Below are 21,334 nucleotides of genomic sequence, written 5' to 3'. Positions count from 1 at the left end.
AAACGTCTACATGAGCGTGGACAAACGTCCACGACGAATCAGGGAAATCCTACAGATATCGGCTGAGCGCGCTGATACCGTCGCCTCGACATTCATTGCCGTGAGCATTCGTCATGGGAATCTGCACGAACACCACTGTCATTTTCGACGTATCGAAACGGCACCCGCTGGCCTGGCTGGTTTCGATTGACGACGCCCCGCCTATTGCGCGCTTCACGGATCGCGAGATCGCACTCGCTGCCGCACGCGCCCACGCCCGGCTTCGCCATCTGGATGATGATGTATCCACCGAAGTTCGCATGACCACTCGCCCTGGCAATGCGGAAACCATCATCCGCTTTGGTGCCCTCAACAGGGACTACGTCTCCATAGCGCTTGGCGGGGTTGCACCGGACCATTGGCTTGTCCACCTGAATACGGCTCGTCGCCTGAACAAGGACAACCGGCCCACCGATCACAACGAGGCCAGCGTCACATCATTGACGAGATCGCCTTGACGCTTCGCGCTTCGATGCAATACTCCCCGCGCATACTCGGCCGTCAGCACGCCGAAGGTGTCGCATCAGACGCGACACTCGACCGTTAGAACGGTCTAAACGACATGGAGCAGTGCAAATGGACTTGCCATCAATCGCGCCACTGCCGCCCGTGACCTTCCGGGCCAGGCCGCAAACGTCGTCCGAATCAGCTCGCCGTATTTATCCGTCTGGAGCGACGCCGCTCCGGATGGTCGCGTTCGCTTATTGACCACGCCGAACTCCTTTTTTAACGACTCCGGGAATTAGCCATGTTCACAAGGATACGTCGCCTGACATCGAGAGCCGAGATAACTCGGTCCACCCGACCCGGAGGCTGGCTTAGACAGGCCTTCTGTTGGTCCATGCTTCTGTGCAGCGCAAGCGTCACTGCGCAGCAGCAGGAAACCCAAATAACATGGCAGATCACCGCGCCAACCGGGCAGGCCACAGTTCATAACACGCAGGCTGAAGCAGCCGCGGCGATCAAGGCTCTGCCTCGCCCCCCCGGATTACCTCAAACCGCCCCCAATCCGTATCCACACATCGACGCCATCAAGGGTCCTCCCGTCGTTACCGATGAAGGCTATACCAACATCACTTATTGGATGGGCCTGACCGCACCGTTGGATCCGGATTGGAAGTACGACGCCGGTTTTGGTAGCGGAATGGACTATCCCAGTGAACAGCAAGCTGTTGCCGAAGCGGAAGCGTTCTACAACGACCTCAATCCCTCCTGCCCGGCCACGTCGAAAGCGACACCTGACAACGCGTGGACACCGCCCGATCCATCCACAGTTGGAATGATGGAGACGCGTAACTACACCGTCTTGCACTTCAGCGGCGATAACACCGCACAAAGACCCTGTGTAAAGGATCAAGAGGGCACGGCTGAGTTCACACGAATGCGCCGTATGCAATGCCCTAAGCCTTATACCAACTGGAAAAATGAATACGGGGCTTGTGCGGGCGAGGATTTCGTCGCAACGGTCACTACTAATCAAATTATCGAGAAGTGCGACGAAGAAGGAAATCCGTGCAACGTCAAAACCGGTGAAAAGATCGAACATCAGACCGACTTCGATCTGGGTTGGATTGCCCTAACGCGTAGCTACCATTCCATCATCGGCTCGTTCTCTGGGGGCTTTGGTACGGGCTGGACGCACTCTCTGGACCTGCGACTGAGCATCTCTCCGAATACACTGGGCCTGAGTGGTGGCGCCGGCTACCAGGCACGTTTCAAAAAGGTCGGGACCGCGTACTTCGCCGCCAACGATAGCGGCGAGCGAATCGTGGCGTCGGGCGCTCAGTGGGTGTTGTTCCGCGAAGACGAAACACTGACCTTCGACAGCAAGGGCCGTCTGGCCGAGCAGCGCGCTGAGGATGGCACGACACTGCTTTATACCTATGACGCCTCCGGTCGCCTGGACAAGGTTACCCACTCGACTGGCCGCTCCTTGCGCTTTCTTTACGCAGATACCTCCGGCGACGCGCTGATCACTTCGATCACCTCCGAAGGCAGCACGCTGGCTAGCTACAGCTACACCCCAGGCCGGCAAGTCGAGACCGTGACGTTCCCCGGAAATAGCTTCCGCAAATACCACTACGAAGACACTCGCTTCCCGCGTCATCTCACCGGCGTGACCATCGAAGGGAATATCCGTTACAGCACCTTCGCCTACGACACAAAGGGCCGGGTGACCTCTAGCCAGCACGAAGGCGGCAAAGACGGAATCACCCTGAGCTATCCATCGCAGGGCGGCACGGTGGTGACCGACGCTCTGGGCCATCAGACCACCTACGGATTGACCAACCGAACCGGTGCGTTGCCGCGTCGTGTCAGCGCGGTGATCGATCTCCGTGGCACGGCGGGACGCACTTACAACACCGAGACCAGCGACTTTCGTGGCCGCCCCGCCAGCGACACCGATCTCAAGAACGTCAGAACAGAGTACGCCTACGCCGAAGCCAACGATCCGGTGACCGGCGCGCTCGCCCGCACCGTGACCGCCACGGAGGCCGTCGGTACGGCGAAACAGCGCGTCACATTGCAGCGCCACGACATCGCCAGCAACCGGCCGATCTACTCAGCCATCGCCAATCGCGAAACCCGCATCGTCCGCAACGCGCGCCTGCAGCCCGCCTCGATCGCCGTGCGCGACACCATCACCAACGAGACCCGCACCATTGCGTTCGCCTACTGCGAAGCTGCCGACGTCGCGGCCAGCAACAGCGCCTGCCCGATCCTGGGCCTGCCCAAGTCGGTCGACGGGCCGCGCAGCGATGTCAGCGACGTGGTCCGCTTCGAGTACTACGGCAGCGACGACAGCACCTGCGCCACCCAGCCCGCGTTGTGCACTTTCCGCAAGGGCGACCTGCGCAAGACCATCGACGCACTCAACCGCGCCACCGAAGTGCTGGGCTACGACCCACAGGGCCGGCCTCTGTCGGTGCTGGACGCCAACGGCGTAGTGACTGACTACGAGTACAACTCGCGTGGCTGGCTCACCGCGACCAAGATCCGCGGCGCCGACAATGCGGTAGAGACCGACGACCGCATCACCCGCGTCGAACACTGGCCAACCGGTCTGGTCAAGAAGGTCACCCTGCCGGGCAATGTGGCCACCAGCTACACCTACGACGCGGCCCAGCGCCTGACCCGTATCACCGACAACGCCGGCAACTACATCCATTACACCTTGGATCTGGCCGGCAATCGTAAGCAGGAAGACACCAGGACCGCGAGCGACACGCTCAAGCAAACCCTGTCGCGCGTGTTCAACGTTCTGGGCCAGTTGGAAACGCTCAAGGACGCATCTGCGAACCCCACCGGCTTCCGCTACGACAAGAACGGCAATCCTGACCGGACGACCGACGCGCTGCTGCGGAACAACGACCAGACCTACGACCCGCTCAATCGCCTCATCACCACCATGCAAGACGTGGGCGGACTGAACGTTGAGACGAATCTGGAATACAACGCCTTCGACCAGGTCACCAAGGTCAAAGACCCCAAACGTCTCGACACCGACTACGCCTACAATGGTTTCGGCGACCGCACCAAGCTGACCAGCCCGGACACCGGCGTCACCGACTACACCTACAACCCGGCCGGCCAACTGGCGACCAAGAAGGACGCCAACGACGACGCCGCGCACCGCTATACCTACGACGCATTGAACCGCCCCAAGGCGATCTTCTACACCGCTGCAGGCCCAGCCGATGTCGAGTACGACTACGACACCGTCAACACTCAATGCGCAGCCGGCGAAACCTTCGCCCTGGGCCGCGTATCCGCGATGCGCCACGATGGCACCGAACTGAAGTACTGCTACGACCGCTTCGGCCAAGTCGTGCGCAAGGTGCAGACCGTCGCGGGCAAGAGCTTCCTGCTTCGCTACCAGTACACAAACGCCGGCGACCTGCGGATGGTGACCTACCCCGATGGCGCAGTTGTCGATTACCTGCGTGACGGGCAACAACGGATCAAGGAAGTCGGCGTCAAGCCGGCCGGCGGTACCCGCACGGTGCTGTTGAACAATGCGACGTATGAGCCGTTTGGCCCGGTCACCAATTGGACGTACGGCAACGCCCGCGTATTGAGCCGTACTTACGACCAGGACTACCGCCCGAAGACCATCTTCGACCCGGCCAGTGGCGGCTTGTCGTTGGGCTATGGCTACAACACGGTTGGCGAATTGACCCAGCTGAAAGACGGGCAGTACATCGCGACGCAGGCCAGTTACGACTACGACACCTTGAGCCGACTGAAGATCACCAAGGATGGCCCCAGCGCGACCCCGCTGGAAACGTATGGGTACGACAAGACCGGCAACCGCACCAGCCTGCTGCGTGCTGGCATTACCGACACCTACAGCTACTCAACCACCAACCATCGTTTGAACAGCGTGGGTGCCACCAGTCGTGGACACGACGCGGTTGGCAATACGACAAGCATTGGGGGTGCGGCTAAAGAGTTCGTTTACAACGCCAATGACCGGATGAAGCAGCTCAAGTTGGGCGGTGTGGTGAAAATGGGCTACCGCTACAACGCCATCGGTGAACGCGTTGCGGCGATCAACTCTGATAGCGGCCCGGTAACAACCTACACGCTGTACGACGAGGGCGGTCAGTGGATCGGCGATTACGACAGCACTGGCGCGGCAATCCAACAAGCCGTTTGGATGGGCAGCGCTCCGGTTGGCCTGTTAGCCGGTGCGGCCGCCGGCCAGTCACTGAAGTACGTGCAGCCTGATCATCTGGGCACGCCGCGCTCTGTCATCGACCCGACGCGAAACGTCGCGATTTGGACTTGGGATGCTAAGAGTGAGACGTTTGGCAACAGTCCGCCGAATCAGGATCCGGATCTAGACGGAACTGCGTTCGTGTTCAACATGCGGTTTCCGGGGCAGCGCTACGATACCGCTAGCGGACTGGTCTACAACTATTTTCGCGACTACGAACCGGCAACCGGGCGCTACATCCAAAGCGATCCGATTGGATTGGATGGCGGCGTCAGTACATACGCCTACGCGGGAGGGAATCCGACTACCCAGATTGACCCATTAGGTCTACAAGTAATTGGCTCTCCAGATCCAGCGCGGGCTTACAAGCAAGACCCGTACGGCGGCACACTTGTCATGCTATTTACGCAGAGTGATGTGTATTACACCGCACCTAAAGGCAGTGGGGAGTTGCAGCCAAGTAGCGCTCCCTGGGAGATGGGGTTCGGGCTTGGAGGTCTGGCGAATGCGGCAGGTCGCGCTGGCGTAAGGGCTGCCTGTAAAGCCGCAAAAAGCCCCCTTCTTCCGCGGATAGCTGGGCTTGGCTTCGATCCGAATAAATTCCGCTTTACTGATGCGATGGCTGATAAGGCATTTACGCGTCTCGTTAAATCCATGGATTCTGATGGAATTCAAAATCCTGTGATTAAATACGTAATGGTGGATGATGTTCCGTTTATCGTTGTCGGAAATAATCGATTTCTGGCGGCTAAGCAATTGGGAAAATTAGATAAGCTTTTATTTCAGCGGGTAGATTTCCCTGTCTCGGGGACCAATTTCAACACTGCCAAGGACGTGTTGGATACTGTTGGAAATGTAAAGCCGCCAAAATATAGAAGGGGCAGATGATGGCGATCTGGCAGTTTAAATTTGCGCTAGTGCCAGTGCACGGGTTGAAGCGTGTGTATGGTGACACTAGGCGGGTTCTTGATGAATATCGTAAGCCGGGATCGCTCAAGGGAGATGGTGGCGGAACTGGCGATAATTTCCCGAATTACTGGGAAGGGTTGGATATTGATGCCGCCGTTGGTGCTGTAGGCGGGATACTGCCTCGCGCGGAATCATGGAGCCCTGAAGCGAAAATGTTTGGTCAAAAGGACGGAGATTGGATCGAAGTCTGGGATGACGATGTGGTTTGCGCCTTAGATTTGCGAGAGTTTTCAGCTGAACACCTGCAGGCTATTTTGGCTGCAGCTGTCGCCCTCGATTGCAAGTTAGTGCTTTACGGTAGCGGCGAAGTCATTGATCCGATCCTTGATTTGATCATGCAAAAAATTAAGCTGTCGAGTGGGTATGAATTTTGCGCAGATCCGATAAATTTCTTGCGAAATCAGTAACTCGGTCGGCTGGAATTAGTTTTAGAAAGGCCCTGGCAATGAACTGACCCTGGAAGGTTGCCCCCTCCAATCTCTGCGGGATCAGTCCACCACGGGGCCTTTCTTTTGCTACGGCTTTACCCCTATCGGCTCCGCTCCCGTGGTTGCCGACCGACCGCGCGCCTATTGCCGAGCGCTCTGGCGACCTCGCTAGAGCTGATACCCACGCGTCCTAACCTCACCAGTTCATCCTGCAAGTCGATGGCGAAGTCGGCCAAGCCGCCCTCTGCGGCTGCCGGCTCAGCCTGGGCACGAGCGGCTCGCCTGCTTGATAAAAACGTTGCCTCGACGGGGAGGAACGCCTCGGCCCCTCCCATCTTGGCTTCGGCCGCCAGCGCGCGCCCCAGCATCACCCGACGCCACGACGAACGCCTTGCGACCGGAGTGGCGATCATGCGCTCCTTCCGCCAGCCACAGATCCAGCCGATGTCGGCGCAGACCTTCAGTAGCTTCTTCTCAAGCCTGTCGCGCAAGTTGGCCTCGCGCTTGGATGGGCACGCTGCCTGCCGGGATAGATTGCGCTTCGTGTTTTTCATTCTGTATCTCGCTGCACTGGCCTGATGACCACGATGCCGTCACGACGACGGCGCTGCAAGCGCGATTTCGCTGATGTGACAGTCGTGACGATGGTGACGATGGTGACGATGGTGACGGTGTATCCGGACCTTGGACTCACGCGAAAAAGAGAAGGCTGCGGTGTCTATGCACCGCCGTGACGGTCGTGACGCTTGTGATGGTGTATCCGGACCTTGAACTATGCGCGGAAGCAGAGGGTAGGAAGCGGCTGCCGAGCCGAGGCTTGGTTCGGACGACGCCATCGAAATGGCTGCCGACAAGTAGTAGCCTTAGCTATCTAGGACGGAAGGCAACGGAGAGCGTATGGATCGGCGCCAGTTTGTATGCGGGTTTGCTCTGATGACAATGTCGCTCCCTTTGGTGGCGAGCGATGCGGACGCAACCTGCCCCATCTGCCAGGGCCAGCTAGCCAATAGCGCCGATCTCAAGGACGATCGGAGCAAGCCAAGTCGGAATCTTGAAGTCTGGACCCGCGGTGCCGACTGCTTAGTCGTCGGAGACAGAGGCGGCCAAATCTGTACCCGTTGTTGGTACGTCTTTAGAGAGGGAGCCTGGACTCGGTCTTCGGAACGACCAGATGATTTCCATCATCCGTTGACATACGCAATATCTGCATTTCCGATGCCGGATAAGAACCGGCTGCGTGGCAGCGCGGTCTATCAGCAGCAGCTACTCGGCGTCGACGGTAAAGGCGGGGTGGTCGAGAGCCTCAACTTCTGGGGAGCGAAGTCGAACAAATACGTCGCCAGCATTCGGCAGCATTCGAAGCTCCACGGCATCCATTTGGTGATGGAAGATCACGAGAGCGCGCCAGGAGACATCTACGTTGTGGCGAAGTTTGACACGCGATCTAAGTCCTCGTGGGACGACTTGGAATAGATTTGGCGGATGGACCGCAACGGCGGCGTCCTTCCTTTTCAGATCTCAAAGATAGGCCGATCGACCTACATCCAGAAGATCGGCGGCAAGCGCCACTTCTGCCACCCATCCGTTGACGGCAGCGTCGAATCGGTCAGGAAGGAGATCGCGCCCGCCTTCCGCATCCGCGTGAGTGAGGTCGCGTTGAAGAGGAGTGCAGGCGGCCGCTATGCGCCGGTCGTCTTCACATCTGGCCCGACGGAATGGATCTTCGTGGAATCGGACAGGGCACGACAGGCGCGGATATGATTCCCACAATGGCCACAAGGCCGTCAGCATAGATGCAGGCATGGACGTCAGCAGCAAGAAAAGAACATCTCAGGTAATCCACCTTCTGCTCAAAGGGTTCGGATGTTTAGTCCTTTCAGCCACTGCCCTGACGATTGGCTACTTGGCTGTTGGGATCCTGGACTATGAAACAGCGCTTGTGAAATGCGATGGGGCCAGGTCGTTTAAGAACGGGCAGACCATAAAGAGCAGCCATCTGGAGATGACCTACGTCCGGTATGGACCTATTCTGAAGCTCTGGGAGAGGGGCAATGGCACTCTGTTCACAAGGGGCGGTGATCTGTACGGAGACTTTGTGCTTTGGGGTTCGGTGGATAGGTTTTCGCTCTATAGCCAAACTTCGGAAACCGAATTCACGCTGGCTGGAACGTACTCGGTGACGACTGGCGACATGCTCGTGAAGTTTGTTGACTCTATTCATGGCAACGACTCCCAGTACGTTGCCAAGTGCACGAAGCAGCCGCTTTAAGTTCTGGGCGTTTCCCCTACTTCACGCGCTTGTTCAAAGCCAGAAGGCGTGCGGCTAGCATCACCCCGATCTGTTGGTACCAATCGTCATCCAGGCTCATCTCATCGAGCGCGGCGTTGTCGAAGGCCGGCGTGAAGGTGAAGAAGGAGTTGTGCTTCCAGTCAATCGGAAGTGACTCCTGATTTCCATCTACATCGTCGAAGAAGAAGCGACTAGTGCCGTCGCCCATGTCGCGCAAGCAGACAACGACCGCCTTCTTTGTTCTGATCTTATCGTCGTATTCCATATCGTCGTCCTGCCTGATCCAGATGGTGACGGCTAAGATTATCTGGCCTTTTATCCAAGGCCGACAGTCGCAACGTAACGCGTCGTGCGCGCGACTTATAAAGAAGGCGAGCCCGCGGTGGTTATCTCAACGCGCGCCACACACACGCGCACACGTTGCGCGACGACCGGGAAAAACGCGGGTCCTTCCTTCAGCTTAGGTAAAGCGGGGGGCAAGGCCGCAAAACCCCGCTAGCGTCAGAATTGCGAATTAGGTTTGCACTTTTTTGGTTCGCACTTAGCAGGGTGGGTTCGCACCCGGCAGCAGAAGGTGGTTGACCGATTTCGACAGCGTCAGCAGATCGGCCAATTGGCCGATCTCACCCTGCGTGCCGATGAACTTTGCTTAGACTCAAAAGAAATAGGCCAATTGGCCGGTTTCTCTGGCGAAGAATTAATTGTCGCCATAACGACAATTAATCGTGTGTCGGCGGCTTCTTCGAAGCGCTCTGCACGAACGTGTCCGACACCTGTACGCGATGGAGAACGACCATTCTTTATCGGCGAAACCGCTTGGATTCCTCCGCGCACGAAGCGTTCATGCCGTCACCCAACGACGGCCACGGAGGCCTGCCATGCACCACAAGACGCAGCAACTGAAGGATTACCTCAACGGCATGAAGCGCAACAACCGCCTCGCGCTGGAGCGGCTCGACACGATCAGCAATTGGCCGGAGCTGCTCCGCCGCGAGGTTGAACGGCGTGCCATCCACGCCATCGAGATCCTGCCCGATGATCTACTCGTCGCCATCGCCAAGGGCGAGGTGAACATCCAGCGGGCCATCCGCGAAGTGCTTGCTGACTGAAGGAAGGGAGCCATGACGAACCTTACTGACAGCCAGCGCGCTCTGATCCTTCTCGCCGTCGAGACCGACGGTCGGGTCGAGAACTTCCCCGACAACCTCAAAGGCGGCGCACGCACGGCGGTGGTGCGCGGCCTGCTGCTCAACGAGCTGATTGTCGCCGACGGCGGCGGCCACCGACTAACCGAAGCTGGCTGGCTGACGGTGGGCTACGAGTGGAGGCCGGAGCCGCCACCGGAATCGAGTGCTGCCTGCGGAGCAGTCCCCGATGTCGGCGGCAACACGGTCGCGGAAGCGGGCGCAGCACCCGCCGAACCGCTGGCCAGCGACGCAGCGCCGACCTCCAACACCAAGCAGCCCCGGCTGGATCTGGTCGTTAGCCTGCTGTCCCGCCCGGAAGGCGCGACGATCCCGCAGGTGATGGCGGCGACGAACTGGCAGGCGCACTCGGTACGTGGATTCTTCGCCGGCACCATCCGCAAGAAGGGCTATTCGCTGACATCTAATAAGGAAGGAAAGGAGGAGCGGGTCTACCGCATCCAGACCGAAGCTGCACAGACTGGCGACGCCGCCGCGTAACCCGATGGCGAGCCGGGCACCCCTCGGCTCGCTGTCTGTTAGCTGTCCGGAAGTTCGGGGTCTGGCCGCACGCCCTGTATGTCGCTTGCTTCCTTCGAAAGGTGAAGCGTTCATGCACGTCCGCATCGACAAGGAGATGGCCATGAACGAACCCACCCTGCCGCGCGTCCGCTTCGCCCGCAAACCCGGTGATCTGGGGGATGTGCTCCACGCGACCGGCATCCCTCACTGGCACGACGAGGTCGACGTCGTGATCGAAGCAGAACGCGCGCTCACCCCTGACGACTACGACGCCTTCGCCGCCAACTTCTTTCAGGCACATGACTGGATGAGGGCATTCGGCGGGCGCAACGCCCTTGGGCACTGGTATGCGATCCGGCTCACCGCGCCGGGGAAGCGCACGCTGTACGTCAATCCCGAGGGCTTGGGCTATGCCCGCTATGTCGGCGTCGCGGCCGAAGAGTGACCGGACTCAGCCTCCGCGCCCTGCGTGGAGGAGTTCGGTGGCGATCTGTTTTGCACAATCGCCCGGCGACGTATGAGCACCTTCTCTTTTCGCGAGTAGCTCAAGGTTCGGATAGACCGTCACCATCGTCACCGCCGCCTTGCCCGTGATGGTGGTGACGGTCGTGCCGACCACGCAGGCCGACGCTGCGCTCAGTCAGCGCCGCGCTTACCTGCTCGGCCTCTGACGCCATGCCCGCACCGTCGCCTCGGCTGGGCGGCGGCGCTTCATTCTGCAAATTTGCAGAATTAGCTGGCGGCTGAAACCCCGCCAACAATGGTTCGGCGGATTACGCCTGCGTTTGGCGTTCTCGAACCCGCGGGCGCGGGCGACCTTCTGTTTTCGGCCGTAGTGACAGGTCCGGATACACCGTCACGACCATCACCACCGTCACGCTCTCCTGGTCCGGGAGGCGTTGTTGCGTGTTGCACTCCTTAGGAAACGCAACACTCGCAACACGACGCCAGCGGTCCGGCTGTGCCGGCCACTCGCTACCGCAGTCGACGGCGTCCCGCCCGAGCCCGGCGCGACCGGCATGTTGCGTGTTGCGCGCCTAAGGAAACGCAACACGCGCAACACAACAACCTGCGTGCGAGGGGCTGTCGGAGTCAGGTCCGTGGGGAGAGAGGGATGCACCCTGCTCTCTGTTGTGTTGCCTCAGGCCGGCGGACATTGCGGTTGTCCCCTTCGCCGTCTCGGACGATCCCCCGGATGTTGTTGCGCTGTTGCGTCTCCCTAGGGGCGCAACACGCAACAACTCTCCAGCCGGCGTCGCTGCTCCCACCGCACCAACCACTGAGTTCGCGCACTTTGGCGCATGTTCGTCCGCCGAGGTGATGGGTGCGCCCTCGAGGCGAGTCACGCCATGAGGGCTAGTGCTGGCTTATGGGGGCTCCTGTACCCATGCCTTCACATGACAAAAAAGTGCCGAAAATTTGGCCTTTACAGCGTGTTTGGAATGCTGAAACTGGTTGCATTCCCGTAACTACCCTACTGTCCATGAGCGCTCCCGAACGCCCCCAACCGTTCCGTTTCTTCACCACCGCCGAGCTTGCCACGCATTGGAAGGTTGATCCCAAGACCCTGGCCCGCTGGCGTCGCGAAAACATCGGCCCGCGCTTCCGCAAGCTCGGCAAGCGCGTGATCTACACCTACCAGGACATCGAGGACTTCGAGAACGCGAACCTGCGCGGCTCCACCAAGTCCGCGACCGTGTCGGACACGCAGTGAGCGACGTCTTGCCCCCAGTGCAACATCTCCTTGAGCGTCTGAGCCACGTCCGCGCGAGCCGCAACGGCTGGGTCGCGCGCTGCCCCGCGCACGACGACCTCGGTCCGAGCCTGGCCGTCGCCCAAGGCGACGACGGCCGCGTGCTCGCGTATTGCTTCGCCGGCTGCAACGTGCAGCAGATCGTTAATGCAATCGGTTTGGACGTCAGCGACCTATTCGACCGCGCCGAAGCACAAGACGATGCTCCGGCACGCCGGCCGCGTCCGCCCGTCGGCGCCGTGCACGCGTACTGGCGCGCGGCCCTCGGCGTGCTCGACCGGGAAGCCACGATCATTCGGCTGGCCGGCCGGCAGTTGGCTGGCGGCAGTGCGCTCGCTCCAATCGATATGCAGCGCCTCGACGTTGCCTGCGAACGAGTCGCCGATGCAAGGCAGGTGCTGCGTGACCGCTGAGACTCGGATGTCCAACCTGGATGCGCAGGCCCACCGCGAACTGACGCAGGTGCAAGCGCGCGCGCATCGCCTGCGCGAAGACGGCGAAGAACGCCGCCCTGTCGTCGCAGTGAACCTGGAGGATTTGATGGCGGCCGAGTTGCCGGCACGGGAGATGCTGCTCGCACCCTGGCTGGAGTCGCAGTCCCTGGCGATGATCTACGCGTGGCGCGGCGTCGGCAAAACCCACATCGCGCTCGGCATCGCCTACGCGCTGGCAACCGGCGGCACCTTCCTTAATTGGACCGCATCGCAGCCGGTCCGCGTTCTCTACCTCGACGGCGAGATGCCCGGCGTGGTGCTGCGCGAGCGCTTCGCCCACTTGGTCAATGACGGCCGGATGCCGGCCCCCGGCTTCCTGCGGGTCGTCACCCCGGACCTGCAGAGCGAAGGCGTCATCCCGAACCTGGCGCTGCCGTCGGGGCAGGCCGCGCTGGACGCCGTCATCGGCGACGCCCAGGTCATCATTGTCGACAACCTGAGCTGCTGGGTTCGAGGCGGTAAGGAGAACGAGGCCGACAGTTGGAACCCGGTCTCCGAATGGGCGCTGCACATGCGCGCCAACCGGCGCAGCGTGATCTTCATCCACCACGCCGGCAAGGGCGGGCAGCAGCGCGGCACCAGTAAGCGCGAGGATCTGCTCGACGTCGTCATGTTGCTCAAGCGGCCGGCGGACTACGCCGCCGACCAGGGCGCGCGGTTCGAGATCCATTTCGAGAAGGCGCGCAGCCTGCACGGTCAGGACGTGCTGCCGATGGAGGCCAGCCTGGAGACTGACGCCGGACGGCAGCAGTGGACCACGCGGTCGGTCGAAGCGATCGGCGAGTCGAAGATGCTGGAACTCGCCGACATGGGCCTGTCGCAAGCCGAGATCGCACGCGAGTTAGAGGTACACCGCAGTACGGTGTCGCGCGCCTTCCGCAAAGCCGAGCAAGAAGGTCGCCTTACACCGCCTGGAAGCAAGAACCACCGCTCCTCAGCCGGAAAACGTCGCCCCCGCTCGACCGAAGCACCCGCCGCATCAGTGACGCTCAGCGAACTGGATGCAGCCGAACACCGGGGCCGTTCGCCCCCGGCTTAACGCCCCGCCGCCCGGCGATCAGGGCGGCAACACCCGTAAGGAGAACGTCATGTCGGAATCGTCCGAGGACGCCGTGTACCCCACAGTCTGGGAAGCCGTTCCACCGGCCGGTGGCGTCCATCACCACGAAGGCCGAAACCTGCGCCGCAAGTTGTCGAAGCACGTCTGGGAAAGCCGGGTCGTCTGGCCCGGCGACCCGCTGTATCCCGAACCCATTAGACCCGCTACGCGGACGGCTGCAACCACCGCTGCGTCCGTAGCCGTCGTTAACCCGGCGCCTGCCCGCATGGGCGCACCGCGCTTCAGCTATGTGTTGCCGATGCGGCTCAACACCACCCACCCCTACGCCATTAATTGAGGTATCCACACCATGAAGTTGTTGTCTCGAAAGAATGCGAAGCCTGCCGCTGCCGTGGCCCAGTCCCGGCAAGACGAAGGAATGCAGCCTTCGCAGATCCGCTCCCCCGCGGATGATCTGGTCGACTTGGAAGAGTTGGCCCAGTGGAAGCGCGACCTGAGGCAACTTGAAGCGGACTACAGGCGCGGGCAGACCGCTCTCGTTGCCGCTCGCCGGCTGGTCAGCGGCGTCGATCCGCTGCCGGAGCCGGATCTAACTTGGCACGTTCAGCGCGAGCTGCTCGTCGCCGTCGGCGACGCCGTAGCAGTGGCGACGTTCGATAAAGAGCACGCTGCCGACCTCGACGCTGAACTCGCCGGGCGCCAACGCGCGCTCCAAGGCGCCGCCGAAGCCCGCGCACGCGTCAAGGCTTTGGAGAAGCACCTCAACGGCATCGCCGCGAAGATGCAGGTGCTCGCCGACGGCAATGGCTACCGCGAGATCGTGCGTCGTCTGTTCCGACCCAGCGCGCAGCGGATGCTAGACCGTGCTCGCGAGTTCGCCCAAGCCCATCGGGAGATGGTCGCGATGGATAGCGTATTGCGCGGTGCTACGCGCATGCACCAGCGCTACACCGACGGCAGCAAGATTGAAACGGACGACTTCGATTTGATCGGACGCAAAGAGAAGGACGACTGGCTCTCCGTTGACATCGAAGGTTTGGACTTCAGGGAGCTTATCGATCTGAACCGCACCTACGGCCGATACGACAACGACCTGAGTACCGTGCTGCACCAGCGACTGGAGCAGGCCGGCATCGATTCGTCCTGGGTCTCGGTGTTCCATCCGACCGACGAAGCGGACGACCGGCACGTCTACGCACCGGACCCGAATCCGCCGAAGAAGAACGAATCGCTGGTCACGATCATCCACTGAGTACTTCGCGCCGCAGGTTCACCCCTGCGGCGCGCTTTCGCGACGAATCGACAACGCGTTGGGTTGGCTTTCGGGCCGACCCGAGCGTACATGTCAACCCGTCCACGCGAGTCCAACCGCATGTCAAAGATTACGACCACCTTTCAACCATCTGCATCATTGCTGGCGCAGTTAGCGCGCTTGCCCGAGATGTCGTGGGCTGAGCTGAAGGCCGAGCATCAACGTCTCTATCACGCCGAGCCGTCAGTGAAGCACCGCCGCTTCGTGGAGCGCCGCATCGCAACCCGGCTACAAGAGATCGAATACCGCCACCATGATCGCGCTCGGTTGGAGCGTAATCAGCGCCGTATCCGCACACTCGTGGAAACCGGCGACCTTCCGCCACGCGCGCGTAACACCGCGCCTATGCCGGGAACGATGTTGTCGCGCGAATTCAACGGCGAGATGCATCGGGTCACGGTCGCGCAGGACGGCGGCGTCGAGTACCGGGGTCAGCGCTACGCCAGCCTGTCGGCCGTCGCCCGCGCCATCACCGGCACCCGCTGGTCCGGGCCGGCGTTCTTCGGCTTGCGCGCGGCCACCAAGAAGGAGAACAAATGAAGAATGTCCCGACAACGCCGCGCCGCCTGCGTTGCGCGGTCTATACCCGCAAGTCCACCGAGGAAGGGCTGGAACGCGAGTACAACAGCATTGATGCCCAGCGCGACGCCGGCCAAGCCTTTATTGCCAGCCGGCGCGGCGAGGGCTGGATCCCGGTCGCCGACGACTACGACGACCCCGGCTACTCGGCGGCAACACTGAACCGGCCAGCGCTTCAGCGCCTCCTGGACGATGTCCGCGCCGGCCGGGTCGACATCATCGTGACCTACAAGATCGACCGTCTGTCCCGCAACCTGCGCGACTTCCACAAGCTGTGGGACGTGCTGGCCGAGCACAACGTAGAGTTCGTCTCGGTCACCCAGCAGTTCAACACGACCGACTCGATGGGCCGGCTGATGCTGAACATCCTGCTGTCCTTCGCCGAGTTCGACCGCGAACTGGACGCCGACCGTGCACGCGACAAGATGATCGCGAGCAAGAAGAAGGGGTTGTGGATGCATGGTGTGCCGCCGCTGGGCTATGACCTGAAGGACCGGCGGCTGGCAGTGAACAAGACCGAGGCCGCGCTCGTCCGCTTTATCTTCGAACACTTCGCCGAGAACGGCACCGCCATTGGCTTGCTCCGCGAACTGCGGATGCGCGGTGCGACCTCGAAAGTCTGGACCACGCGAGGCGGACGCCAGATCACCGGCAAGCTCATCGATAAGTCACTCTTTTATAAGATGCTGGCCAACCGCACCTATCTCGGGGAACTTCGGCACCACGACCAATGGTTTCCCGGCGCGCACCCCGCCGTCGTGGACGGCGAGTTGTGGGACCGGGTGCAGGCGCGCCTGTCGACGCCGGTGCCGGCGCGCGAGCGGGTGGAGGCGGGCAAGGTCGCCTTCCCGTTGCGCGGCTTGGTCCTCGCCACGGACGGCCACGCGCTGACGCCGTGGCACACCACCAAGCGCAACGGCCGGACATACCGCTACTACCTGAGCACCCGCGCCCTGCACGAAGGCGTCAAAGGTCAGGACGCACTCCGGTTTCCGGCTGCCGAGTTGGAGGCCGCCGTCGTCCAGCAACTGCGCCACGTCATGACGATGCCGACGTTGCTGGCGGACCTGATCAAGACCGAGGTCGCGCGCAACCCGAAGCTGGACGAAGCCATGGTGACGGTCGCTATGGCGCAGGTCGACAAGCTGTGGGATCTGCTGGTGCCGGCAGAACAAACCCGTCTACTGCATCGACTGGTCGAGAAGGTCATTGTCAGCGCCGAAACCCTGGAGGTCCGGCTGCGAGCGGCAGGGGTCCGCGCCACGGCGGACGAGATGCATGCAACAAAAGAGGCTGCGGCATGAGCCGACCGAACTTGGAGATCCTGGGCGACGCCGAAAAGCGCGAGGTCAGCGACGGTAGCGTCGCGCTTGTCGTGCCAATTCAGTTAAAGCGCCGAGGCGGAAGGCGCCTAGTGCAGATGCAAACGGTGGAGGCTAACCGGCCTTGGGACAAGCAAAAGACGCCGCTACAGGTCGCTCTCATGCGAGCGCATCGGTGGTTGACGATGCTGGAGGAAGGCGAGGTCGCCAGCCTGAGCGAAATCGCGCGCAAGGAGAAGACGGACATCAGCTACGTTGCCCGCGTGCTGAACCTGACGACTCTGGCTCCGGAGCTTGTGGAAGCTATCTTGGACGACTCGCTCCCTAGCGATATCGGATTGAATACATTAGCGATCAACCCGAGTCTCCACTGGTATGACAACTCGGCACCGCACCAACCAATACTTCAAAGCCGTAACTAAGTTGTACTTCCCACTGATCAGCTAGATCCATTAAAAGGAATTCTATTATGGTGCGTTAGCTGGTAGCTATCTGAATCGCCCAGGCTTTTTTTAGGCAGTCGCCAGCCGTTCAAGTAGCGAGAACTTGAATCCTCGCGGAGGCTGCGAGTTGAAGCGATTTTTTTTGAGGGCCTGCGGATTTAGCCACGGCGACCCGAATCCAGTCCGTCATAGGTGCGGGCTATGGGCCGATCTATTGAGTTTGATGTTCCGCGGCTCTGCTAGCACTTGGCCCAGCAAACATCGCACTCCCATCCTGCGGTTACGACTGCAGTCGTCTGGCGCGCATCTGCGCCAGACGACGTTTTACGGTCGCCTTATTGTCCTGGTCGAACCACGCAACCAGGGGCGTTGATACGGGTGTCCACCGCCGCGTAGCGGGCTGGCGTCGCGCCATTGGCGAACACGTTACCGAAGCCCCAACTCTGCACGCCTTTGATAAAGACGGAAGCATCCACACGGGAGACCGCCGCCGGTGAGGCTGCCGACGCGGTCAGCCGGTGCACCTGCCCCACCCCCGGTCGGTTCCAGGCCTGGATGCTGCCGCGCCCGACCAGGCCGAAGCCGGTGCCACCCACGCCGGTGTTGGCGGTGGAGAACCAGCCACTGTCACTGAAGCCAATGAAACGCCCCGGATTATAGGGATCGGCGATGCAATACGTTGCATTGGACACGCGCGCCAAGCCGGTGAGGCGGCGGTCGTAGAGCCCGGCCAAGATCAGCAGCTTGCCGTCGTCCTGCAACGTCATACTCGCGAAGTAATCGTGGGCGCCGCCGAAATTGATCTGCGGGGTAATGAAGTGGGCATCTATCGTGCCGTCTGGGTTGACTCGCTGCATCCAGCCCGGCGTGGACAACCAGTTCTGGGTGATGTTGGCGGATAGGATTTTGCCGTCGGCCTGCACGGCCAAGCGAGTGGAGGGGAGTTCGAGGTCCGGGCGGGCGAAGTCGGTGTCGAGGCTGCCGTTGGGATTGTGCCGTAGCAGGGTGCCGCGCGAAGGGTGGGGGAGCGGACTTCCGTCGTGGAGGGCGTGTCCGGTCACCAGCTTGCCGTCGGCCTGAAGCACGAGGCTGATGTCGCCATCTTGCAGCCCCTCCAGGGCCGTCGTGGCGACACCATTGTGACCGAAGGCCGGATCGAAACTGCCATTGACGAGGTAGCGCGCCAGCACCGCTTCCTCCCTAGGCCTGTCCCAGGATAATCCGTGGCCGGCGATGACGATCTTGCCGTCGGCCTGGATCGCGAGCTGGTTGGCTTGTATCCCGTCATTCTGCTCCCAGAAATGCGACAGCACCACGCCTCTCTCGCCGAAGCTTTTATCGAGTTCGCCATTGCTGTGATAGCGCACGATGACCACTTTGTAGTCGGCCATCCAATCGTCAGAAGCGTTGACGCCTACCACAATCTTGCCGTCGGCCTGGATCGCTACGCCGTAGGGGGTCAGCGTGTTGAGGTCCGGATCCCAATCATAATCGGTGATGTGCACTCCATCGCCGGAGAAGCTCTGATCAGGCATGCCGTCGGGGTTGTAACGCAACACCAGCAGTTCATCGTTGACGATACCCGCGACCACAATCTTGCCATCTGGCTGAATCGTCAGCTTGTCGCAGGACGCATCTGCGTCGATTGCCGGCACGCTGATGGCCACGCCGCCGTTGTCGCCAAAACTGCGATCCGGTTGACCGTTGTTTTGCAGACGTGCCAGGTGGCATTTCAGAACGGGGTCCGGTGGTTGGGTGCGGCCACCCACGCCCAGTACCACGATCTTGCCATCGCTCTGAGCGGTGATGGCCTTGGGATAATATGGGGTGACGGAGCGGTCGCTGACGAGCATACCGCCGTGGCCGAAGCTGGGATCCAACGTGCCGTCGGGCGGGGTCTGCGCAAAGGCGGGGGCGATGGCGAGCAACGTGAAAGCGAAGGCCAGGCGCCGTGCGCTAGAAGGGGCATAGATATTCATGGGGGACTCCTGTCTAGGATGACAAGCGGCCTGCTGTCAATCTCCCCCTGTAAGTATCGATGACCGCAGTAAAGCAAGCCTCGGTGATCCGAGCAGTAGCGCTATAGCACAAATCAGGGCGCTGGTCCGTGGTGATTTTATGAACTGCGATAGCCAAGGCAACTTCATTGTGCTTGGCTGCAGATAGAGCGAGTAAGTCGGAGGTTCTAAAGCGGACTCGCCGCCAACCCAGGCTGGCTGACGACCGCCGAATTCCGAGTTCACAGCGAGTGGGCGCTCCCCGACTCCTGAGACATCGACAAGGACTAGTAGCTGGTAACAGTCGGCTCCGCTCCTCGCCACCCACAGGCCGTAATTCAACCCGCTCGGTGAGTCGCTGCTAGAGGCCGGGGCGCAGATACACGCCACCGATGGCCGATGACGACCAGCTTGGGATGCTCGGGTACGCCAGCCCGCATGCGCACATCAAACCACGTCGGACAAATCCCACTCAGGCGCGCCAAACTCCCAGCCTCAACTTTTTCTACGCCTCGTCGCAACGACGAAAAAGGCCTTTTATTCGGGGCTTTCGGCGTTTGCCATTGGTCGGCGACTTATCCACAGACAGGCCTTTTGGCGATTTTTTCGCCTCTCTCCAGGCCTTTTTCTCCAAGCCATTGGTCGGCCGACCATTGCTCACCCCTTGAAATTCAGGCACTTACGAAACGCGGTTTTTTTGATCTTTTGAACCAAAAAACGCGCTGCAACTCACGACCATTGGTAGAGCGGGATACTTTTACGAATAACGCCCCCAATCAGGGAGGCCCGTTAGGCCCGGCAACCCTCGCTCATTGTTGCCTCGGTGGTTCGGGCGGAGCCACGGGATATACGTAAGTACCTTTGATTCTTTCTTCTTCGTCCAGGTCACGTCTCGCGTCCAGAAGCCAATAAGTTGCGTCTGGCCAAAGCGAGGCGTGCGGCGCCTGCTTACTCTGTGGGGGAGGAGATAGGGATAACGCTGTCGACCGCGCAGGTTCCGACCCAGATTCTTTCTCGTTCCAAATGAAGCCGATCATTCGGGGCAACACATAGGGTATCTCACGCATCGTCGCATCCTGCGGTAGCTTCGCGGCCGCTGAGTTGAACGCCTTTGCAATGTCGCCTTTTGGCTGAAATAAAACGTGCATATGGCAGGGCGAATAAGGCGGCGGGCCCATCGTAAAGATGTAGTCCTTGCCACGCATGCGCCATGCGACTCCGGGCTGCCCAAACATGAAAGGAGCTGATTCATCTGGTGACAAACGGACCCCGGCCCTTTCCATAGCCACAGCAAACTGATCTGGATGCTTCCGATACAAGACGCAGTAGTCATAGAAACGCCTGACCACATCGGTAGCAGTTGCACTTTCAGCTGGTTTTACGGCATGAGCAGTGACTGATACGAGCAACAGAACGGACAACACCCTCACATGCGTTACGTTCACCTGCAATTTCACGGCGTTGCTCCTCTTGATAGGTCGGTGTCCTTGGCTTGTTAGCCTGGCTATATTCGAGCACGAGGCGAGATTTCACTTACGCGACCGGAAAAACCACGATCTACCCGGCGACGTAAAAAGCAAGTACAGGCCAACACCGTGTGCTAGCAGTTGGACCGCGACGGAAGCTGCGCCGATATAGTTCGCCGAAATGCCTTGCTTCAAATAGAAGTAAGGAGCTGGCAGGGAGAGAATCGTAAGCACGAGATATGTAATTCGGGCCCAGTTCCTTCCGATCGATATAAATTCAATCAGGAACACAGTAAAAAGTGCCGCGACCACACCCGCGATGATCAGGGCGCCCGGTGGCCGCCTCCCGAAAGGGGAATCGATAAAGGGAGCGGCTAATGTTAGGACCAACGCGAGGTAAAATAGCGCTACCGCTACGCGCACTTGAAAGGGCTTCTTGCTTTTCATTTTTCATCCTTGAACTTGATTCAGCTGTCGGCCGTAGCCTTGATTTATCTATACGACCCACTGAGGTGGTATGGCGCAGCCTAGGTGAGGTGGACTGCCCAGGAATTTAAGACACTCGCCAGCCTCAAATTGAGGCACGCTCAAAGGCCTCAGGACTGACGCCGCCCAGATGGCTGTGGCGGCGGGTGGGGTTGTAGAACATTTCGATGTAGTCGAAGACGTCGGCACGGGCCAAATCGCGGGTTTTGTAGACGCGTTTGCGAATGCGCTCTTTCTTCAGGCTACTGAAGAACGATTCGGCGACGGCAT

At 60.4% G+C, this 21,334-nt stretch carries 23 protein-coding genes; 17 read left to right on the top strand and 6 right to left on the bottom strand.

The window, feature by feature from the left end; all coding sequences use genetic code 11:
- The first annotated feature begins 113 nt into the window (after window positions 1-113).
- The 3 genes from ACTOWJ_RS07175 to ACTOWJ_RS07165 all read left to right on the top strand — a co-directional run bounded on the left by ACTOWJ_RS07175 (window position 114) and on the right by ACTOWJ_RS07165 (window position 6,135).
- Window positions 114-497 carry a hypothetical protein gene (locus tag ACTOWJ_RS07175; RefSeq protein ID WP_441333913.1) on the top strand — a complete coding sequence of 128 codons (384 nt, stop codon included), beginning with the start codon at window positions 114-116 and terminating at the stop codon, window positions 495-497.
- A gap of 383 nt (window positions 498-880) precedes the next feature.
- On the top strand, window positions 881-5,647 hold the full coding sequence (locus tag ACTOWJ_RS07170) for an RHS repeat-associated core domain-containing protein (RefSeq protein WP_441333912.1): 4,767 nt from the start codon (window positions 881-883) through the stop codon (window positions 5,645-5,647).
- On the top strand, window positions 5,644-6,135 hold the full coding sequence (locus ACTOWJ_RS07165) for a hypothetical protein (protein ID WP_441333911.1): 492 nt from the start codon (window positions 5,644-5,646) through the stop codon (window positions 6,133-6,135). The genes ACTOWJ_RS07170 and ACTOWJ_RS07165 overlap by 4 nt, the downstream gene beginning before the upstream one ends.
- 122 nt (window positions 6,136-6,257) lie before the next feature.
- On the opposite strand, the gene ACTOWJ_RS07160 is transcribed toward ACTOWJ_RS07165, so the two are convergent.
- Window positions 6,258-6,710: a hypothetical protein gene (locus ACTOWJ_RS07160; RefSeq protein ID WP_441333910.1), complete on the bottom strand. Its 453-nt coding sequence runs from the start codon at window positions 6,708-6,710 to the stop codon at window positions 6,258-6,260.
- Between the two features lie 661 nt (window positions 6,711-7,371).
- On the opposite strand from ACTOWJ_RS07160, the gene ACTOWJ_RS07155 reads away from it, so the two are divergent.
- From ACTOWJ_RS07155 to ACTOWJ_RS07145, 3 genes are read left to right on the top strand one after another with little or no spacing between them, the layout of a single operon-like run.
- On the top strand, window positions 7,372-7,629 hold the full coding sequence (locus tag ACTOWJ_RS07155; RefSeq protein WP_441333909.1) for a hypothetical protein: 258 nt from the start codon (window positions 7,372-7,374) through the stop codon (window positions 7,627-7,629).
- Between the two features lie 9 nt (window positions 7,630-7,638).
- Window positions 7,639-7,917: a hypothetical protein gene (locus tag ACTOWJ_RS07150; protein ID WP_441333908.1), complete on the top strand. Its 279-nt coding sequence runs from the start codon at window positions 7,639-7,641 to the stop codon at window positions 7,915-7,917.
- A gap of 40 nt (window positions 7,918-7,957) precedes the next feature.
- Complete coding sequence (locus ACTOWJ_RS07145; protein ID WP_441333907.1) at window positions 7,958-8,425, top strand: hypothetical protein; 468 nt, start codon at window positions 7,958-7,960, stop codon at window positions 8,423-8,425.
- Between the two features lie 16 nt (window positions 8,426-8,441).
- On the opposite strand, the gene ACTOWJ_RS07140 is transcribed toward ACTOWJ_RS07145, so the two are convergent.
- Window positions 8,442-8,711 (bottom strand): hypothetical protein, encoded by a 270-nt coding sequence (locus ACTOWJ_RS07140; protein WP_441333906.1) that lies wholly within the window; start codon window positions 8,709-8,711, stop codon window positions 8,442-8,444.
- Between the two features lie 613 nt (window positions 8,712-9,324).
- Here ACTOWJ_RS07140 and ACTOWJ_RS07135 point away from each other — a divergent pair.
- From ACTOWJ_RS07135 to ACTOWJ_RS07085, 11 genes are all read left to right on the top strand, one after another.
- Window positions 9,325-9,555, top strand: coding sequence for a hypothetical protein (locus ACTOWJ_RS07135; RefSeq protein WP_441333905.1), 231 nt, complete (start codon window positions 9,325-9,327; stop codon window positions 9,553-9,555).
- Between the two features lie 12 nt (window positions 9,556-9,567).
- Window positions 9,568-10,131 carry a DUF3489 domain-containing protein gene (locus tag ACTOWJ_RS07130; protein WP_441333904.1) on the top strand — a complete coding sequence of 188 codons (564 nt, stop codon included), beginning with the start codon at window positions 9,568-9,570 and terminating at the stop codon, window positions 10,129-10,131.
- 142 nt (window positions 10,132-10,273) lie between these two features.
- Entirely contained in the window at window positions 10,274-10,597 is a 324-nt protein-coding gene (locus ACTOWJ_RS07125) for a hypothetical protein (protein WP_441333903.1), read from the top strand.
- Window positions 10,598-11,635: 1,038 nt separating this feature from the next.
- Window positions 11,636-11,866 carry a helix-turn-helix domain-containing protein gene (locus ACTOWJ_RS07120; protein WP_441333902.1) on the top strand — a complete coding sequence of 77 codons (231 nt, stop codon included), beginning with the start codon at window positions 11,636-11,638 and terminating at the stop codon, window positions 11,864-11,866.
- Window positions 11,863-12,318, top strand: a complete 456-nt coding sequence (locus ACTOWJ_RS07115) for a hypothetical protein (protein WP_441333901.1) — start codon at window positions 11,863-11,865, stop codon at window positions 12,316-12,318. The genes ACTOWJ_RS07120 and ACTOWJ_RS07115 overlap by 4 nt, the downstream gene beginning before the upstream one ends.
- 7 nt (window positions 12,319-12,325) lie before the next feature.
- On the top strand, window positions 12,326-13,438 hold the full coding sequence (locus tag ACTOWJ_RS07110) for an AAA family ATPase (protein WP_441333900.1): 1,113 nt from the start codon (window positions 12,326-12,328) through the stop codon (window positions 13,436-13,438).
- A 49-nt stretch (window positions 13,439-13,487) separates the two neighbouring features.
- Entirely contained in the window at window positions 13,488-13,796 is a 309-nt protein-coding gene (locus ACTOWJ_RS07105; RefSeq protein ID WP_441333899.1) for a hypothetical protein, read from the top strand.
- 12 nt (window positions 13,797-13,808) lie between these two features.
- Window positions 13,809-14,711: a hypothetical protein gene (locus ACTOWJ_RS07100; protein WP_441333898.1), complete on the top strand. Its 903-nt coding sequence runs from the start codon at window positions 13,809-13,811 to the stop codon at window positions 14,709-14,711.
- Window positions 14,712-14,831: 120 nt separating this feature from the next.
- Window positions 14,832-15,311, top strand: coding sequence for a DUF2924 domain-containing protein (locus ACTOWJ_RS07095; RefSeq protein ID WP_441333897.1), 480 nt, complete (start codon window positions 14,832-14,834; stop codon window positions 15,309-15,311).
- Window positions 15,308-16,654, top strand: coding sequence for a recombinase family protein (locus tag ACTOWJ_RS07090; RefSeq protein ID WP_441333896.1), 1,347 nt, complete (start codon window positions 15,308-15,310; stop codon window positions 16,652-16,654). The genes ACTOWJ_RS07095 and ACTOWJ_RS07090 overlap by 4 nt, the downstream gene beginning before the upstream one ends.
- On the top strand, window positions 16,651-17,094 hold the full coding sequence (locus ACTOWJ_RS07085; RefSeq protein WP_441333895.1) for a hypothetical protein: 444 nt from the start codon (window positions 16,651-16,653) through the stop codon (window positions 17,092-17,094). The genes ACTOWJ_RS07090 and ACTOWJ_RS07085 overlap by 4 nt, the downstream gene beginning before the upstream one ends.
- A gap of 356 nt (window positions 17,095-17,450) precedes the next feature.
- Here the strand turns inward: ACTOWJ_RS07085 and ACTOWJ_RS07080 are convergent, their stop codons facing one another.
- From ACTOWJ_RS07080 to ACTOWJ_RS07065, 4 genes are all read right to left on the bottom strand, one after another.
- Window positions 17,451-19,094, bottom strand: a complete 1,644-nt coding sequence (locus tag ACTOWJ_RS07080; protein WP_441333894.1) for a hypothetical protein — start codon at window positions 19,092-19,094, stop codon at window positions 17,451-17,453.
- Between the two features lie 827 nt (window positions 19,095-19,921).
- Entirely contained in the window at window positions 19,922-20,569 is a 648-nt protein-coding gene (locus ACTOWJ_RS07075) for an NMCC_0638 family (lipo)protein (RefSeq protein ID WP_441333893.1), read from the bottom strand.
- 72 nt (window positions 20,570-20,641) lie between these two features.
- Window positions 20,642-21,025 (bottom strand): hypothetical protein, encoded by a 384-nt coding sequence (locus tag ACTOWJ_RS07070; RefSeq protein WP_441333892.1) that lies wholly within the window; start codon window positions 21,023-21,025, stop codon window positions 20,642-20,644.
- A gap of 124 nt (window positions 21,026-21,149) precedes the next feature.
- A partial coding sequence (locus ACTOWJ_RS07065) for an IS3 family transposase (RefSeq protein WP_441333891.1) occupies window positions 21,150-21,334 on the bottom strand: 185 nt, incomplete at its 5' end.

Source organism: Lysobacter sp. CA199 (assembly GCF_052078715.1).
Classification (GTDB): Bacteria; Pseudomonadota; Gammaproteobacteria; order Xanthomonadales; family Xanthomonadaceae; genus Lysobacter.
This window is presented reverse-complemented; position numbering and strand designations above follow the sequence as displayed.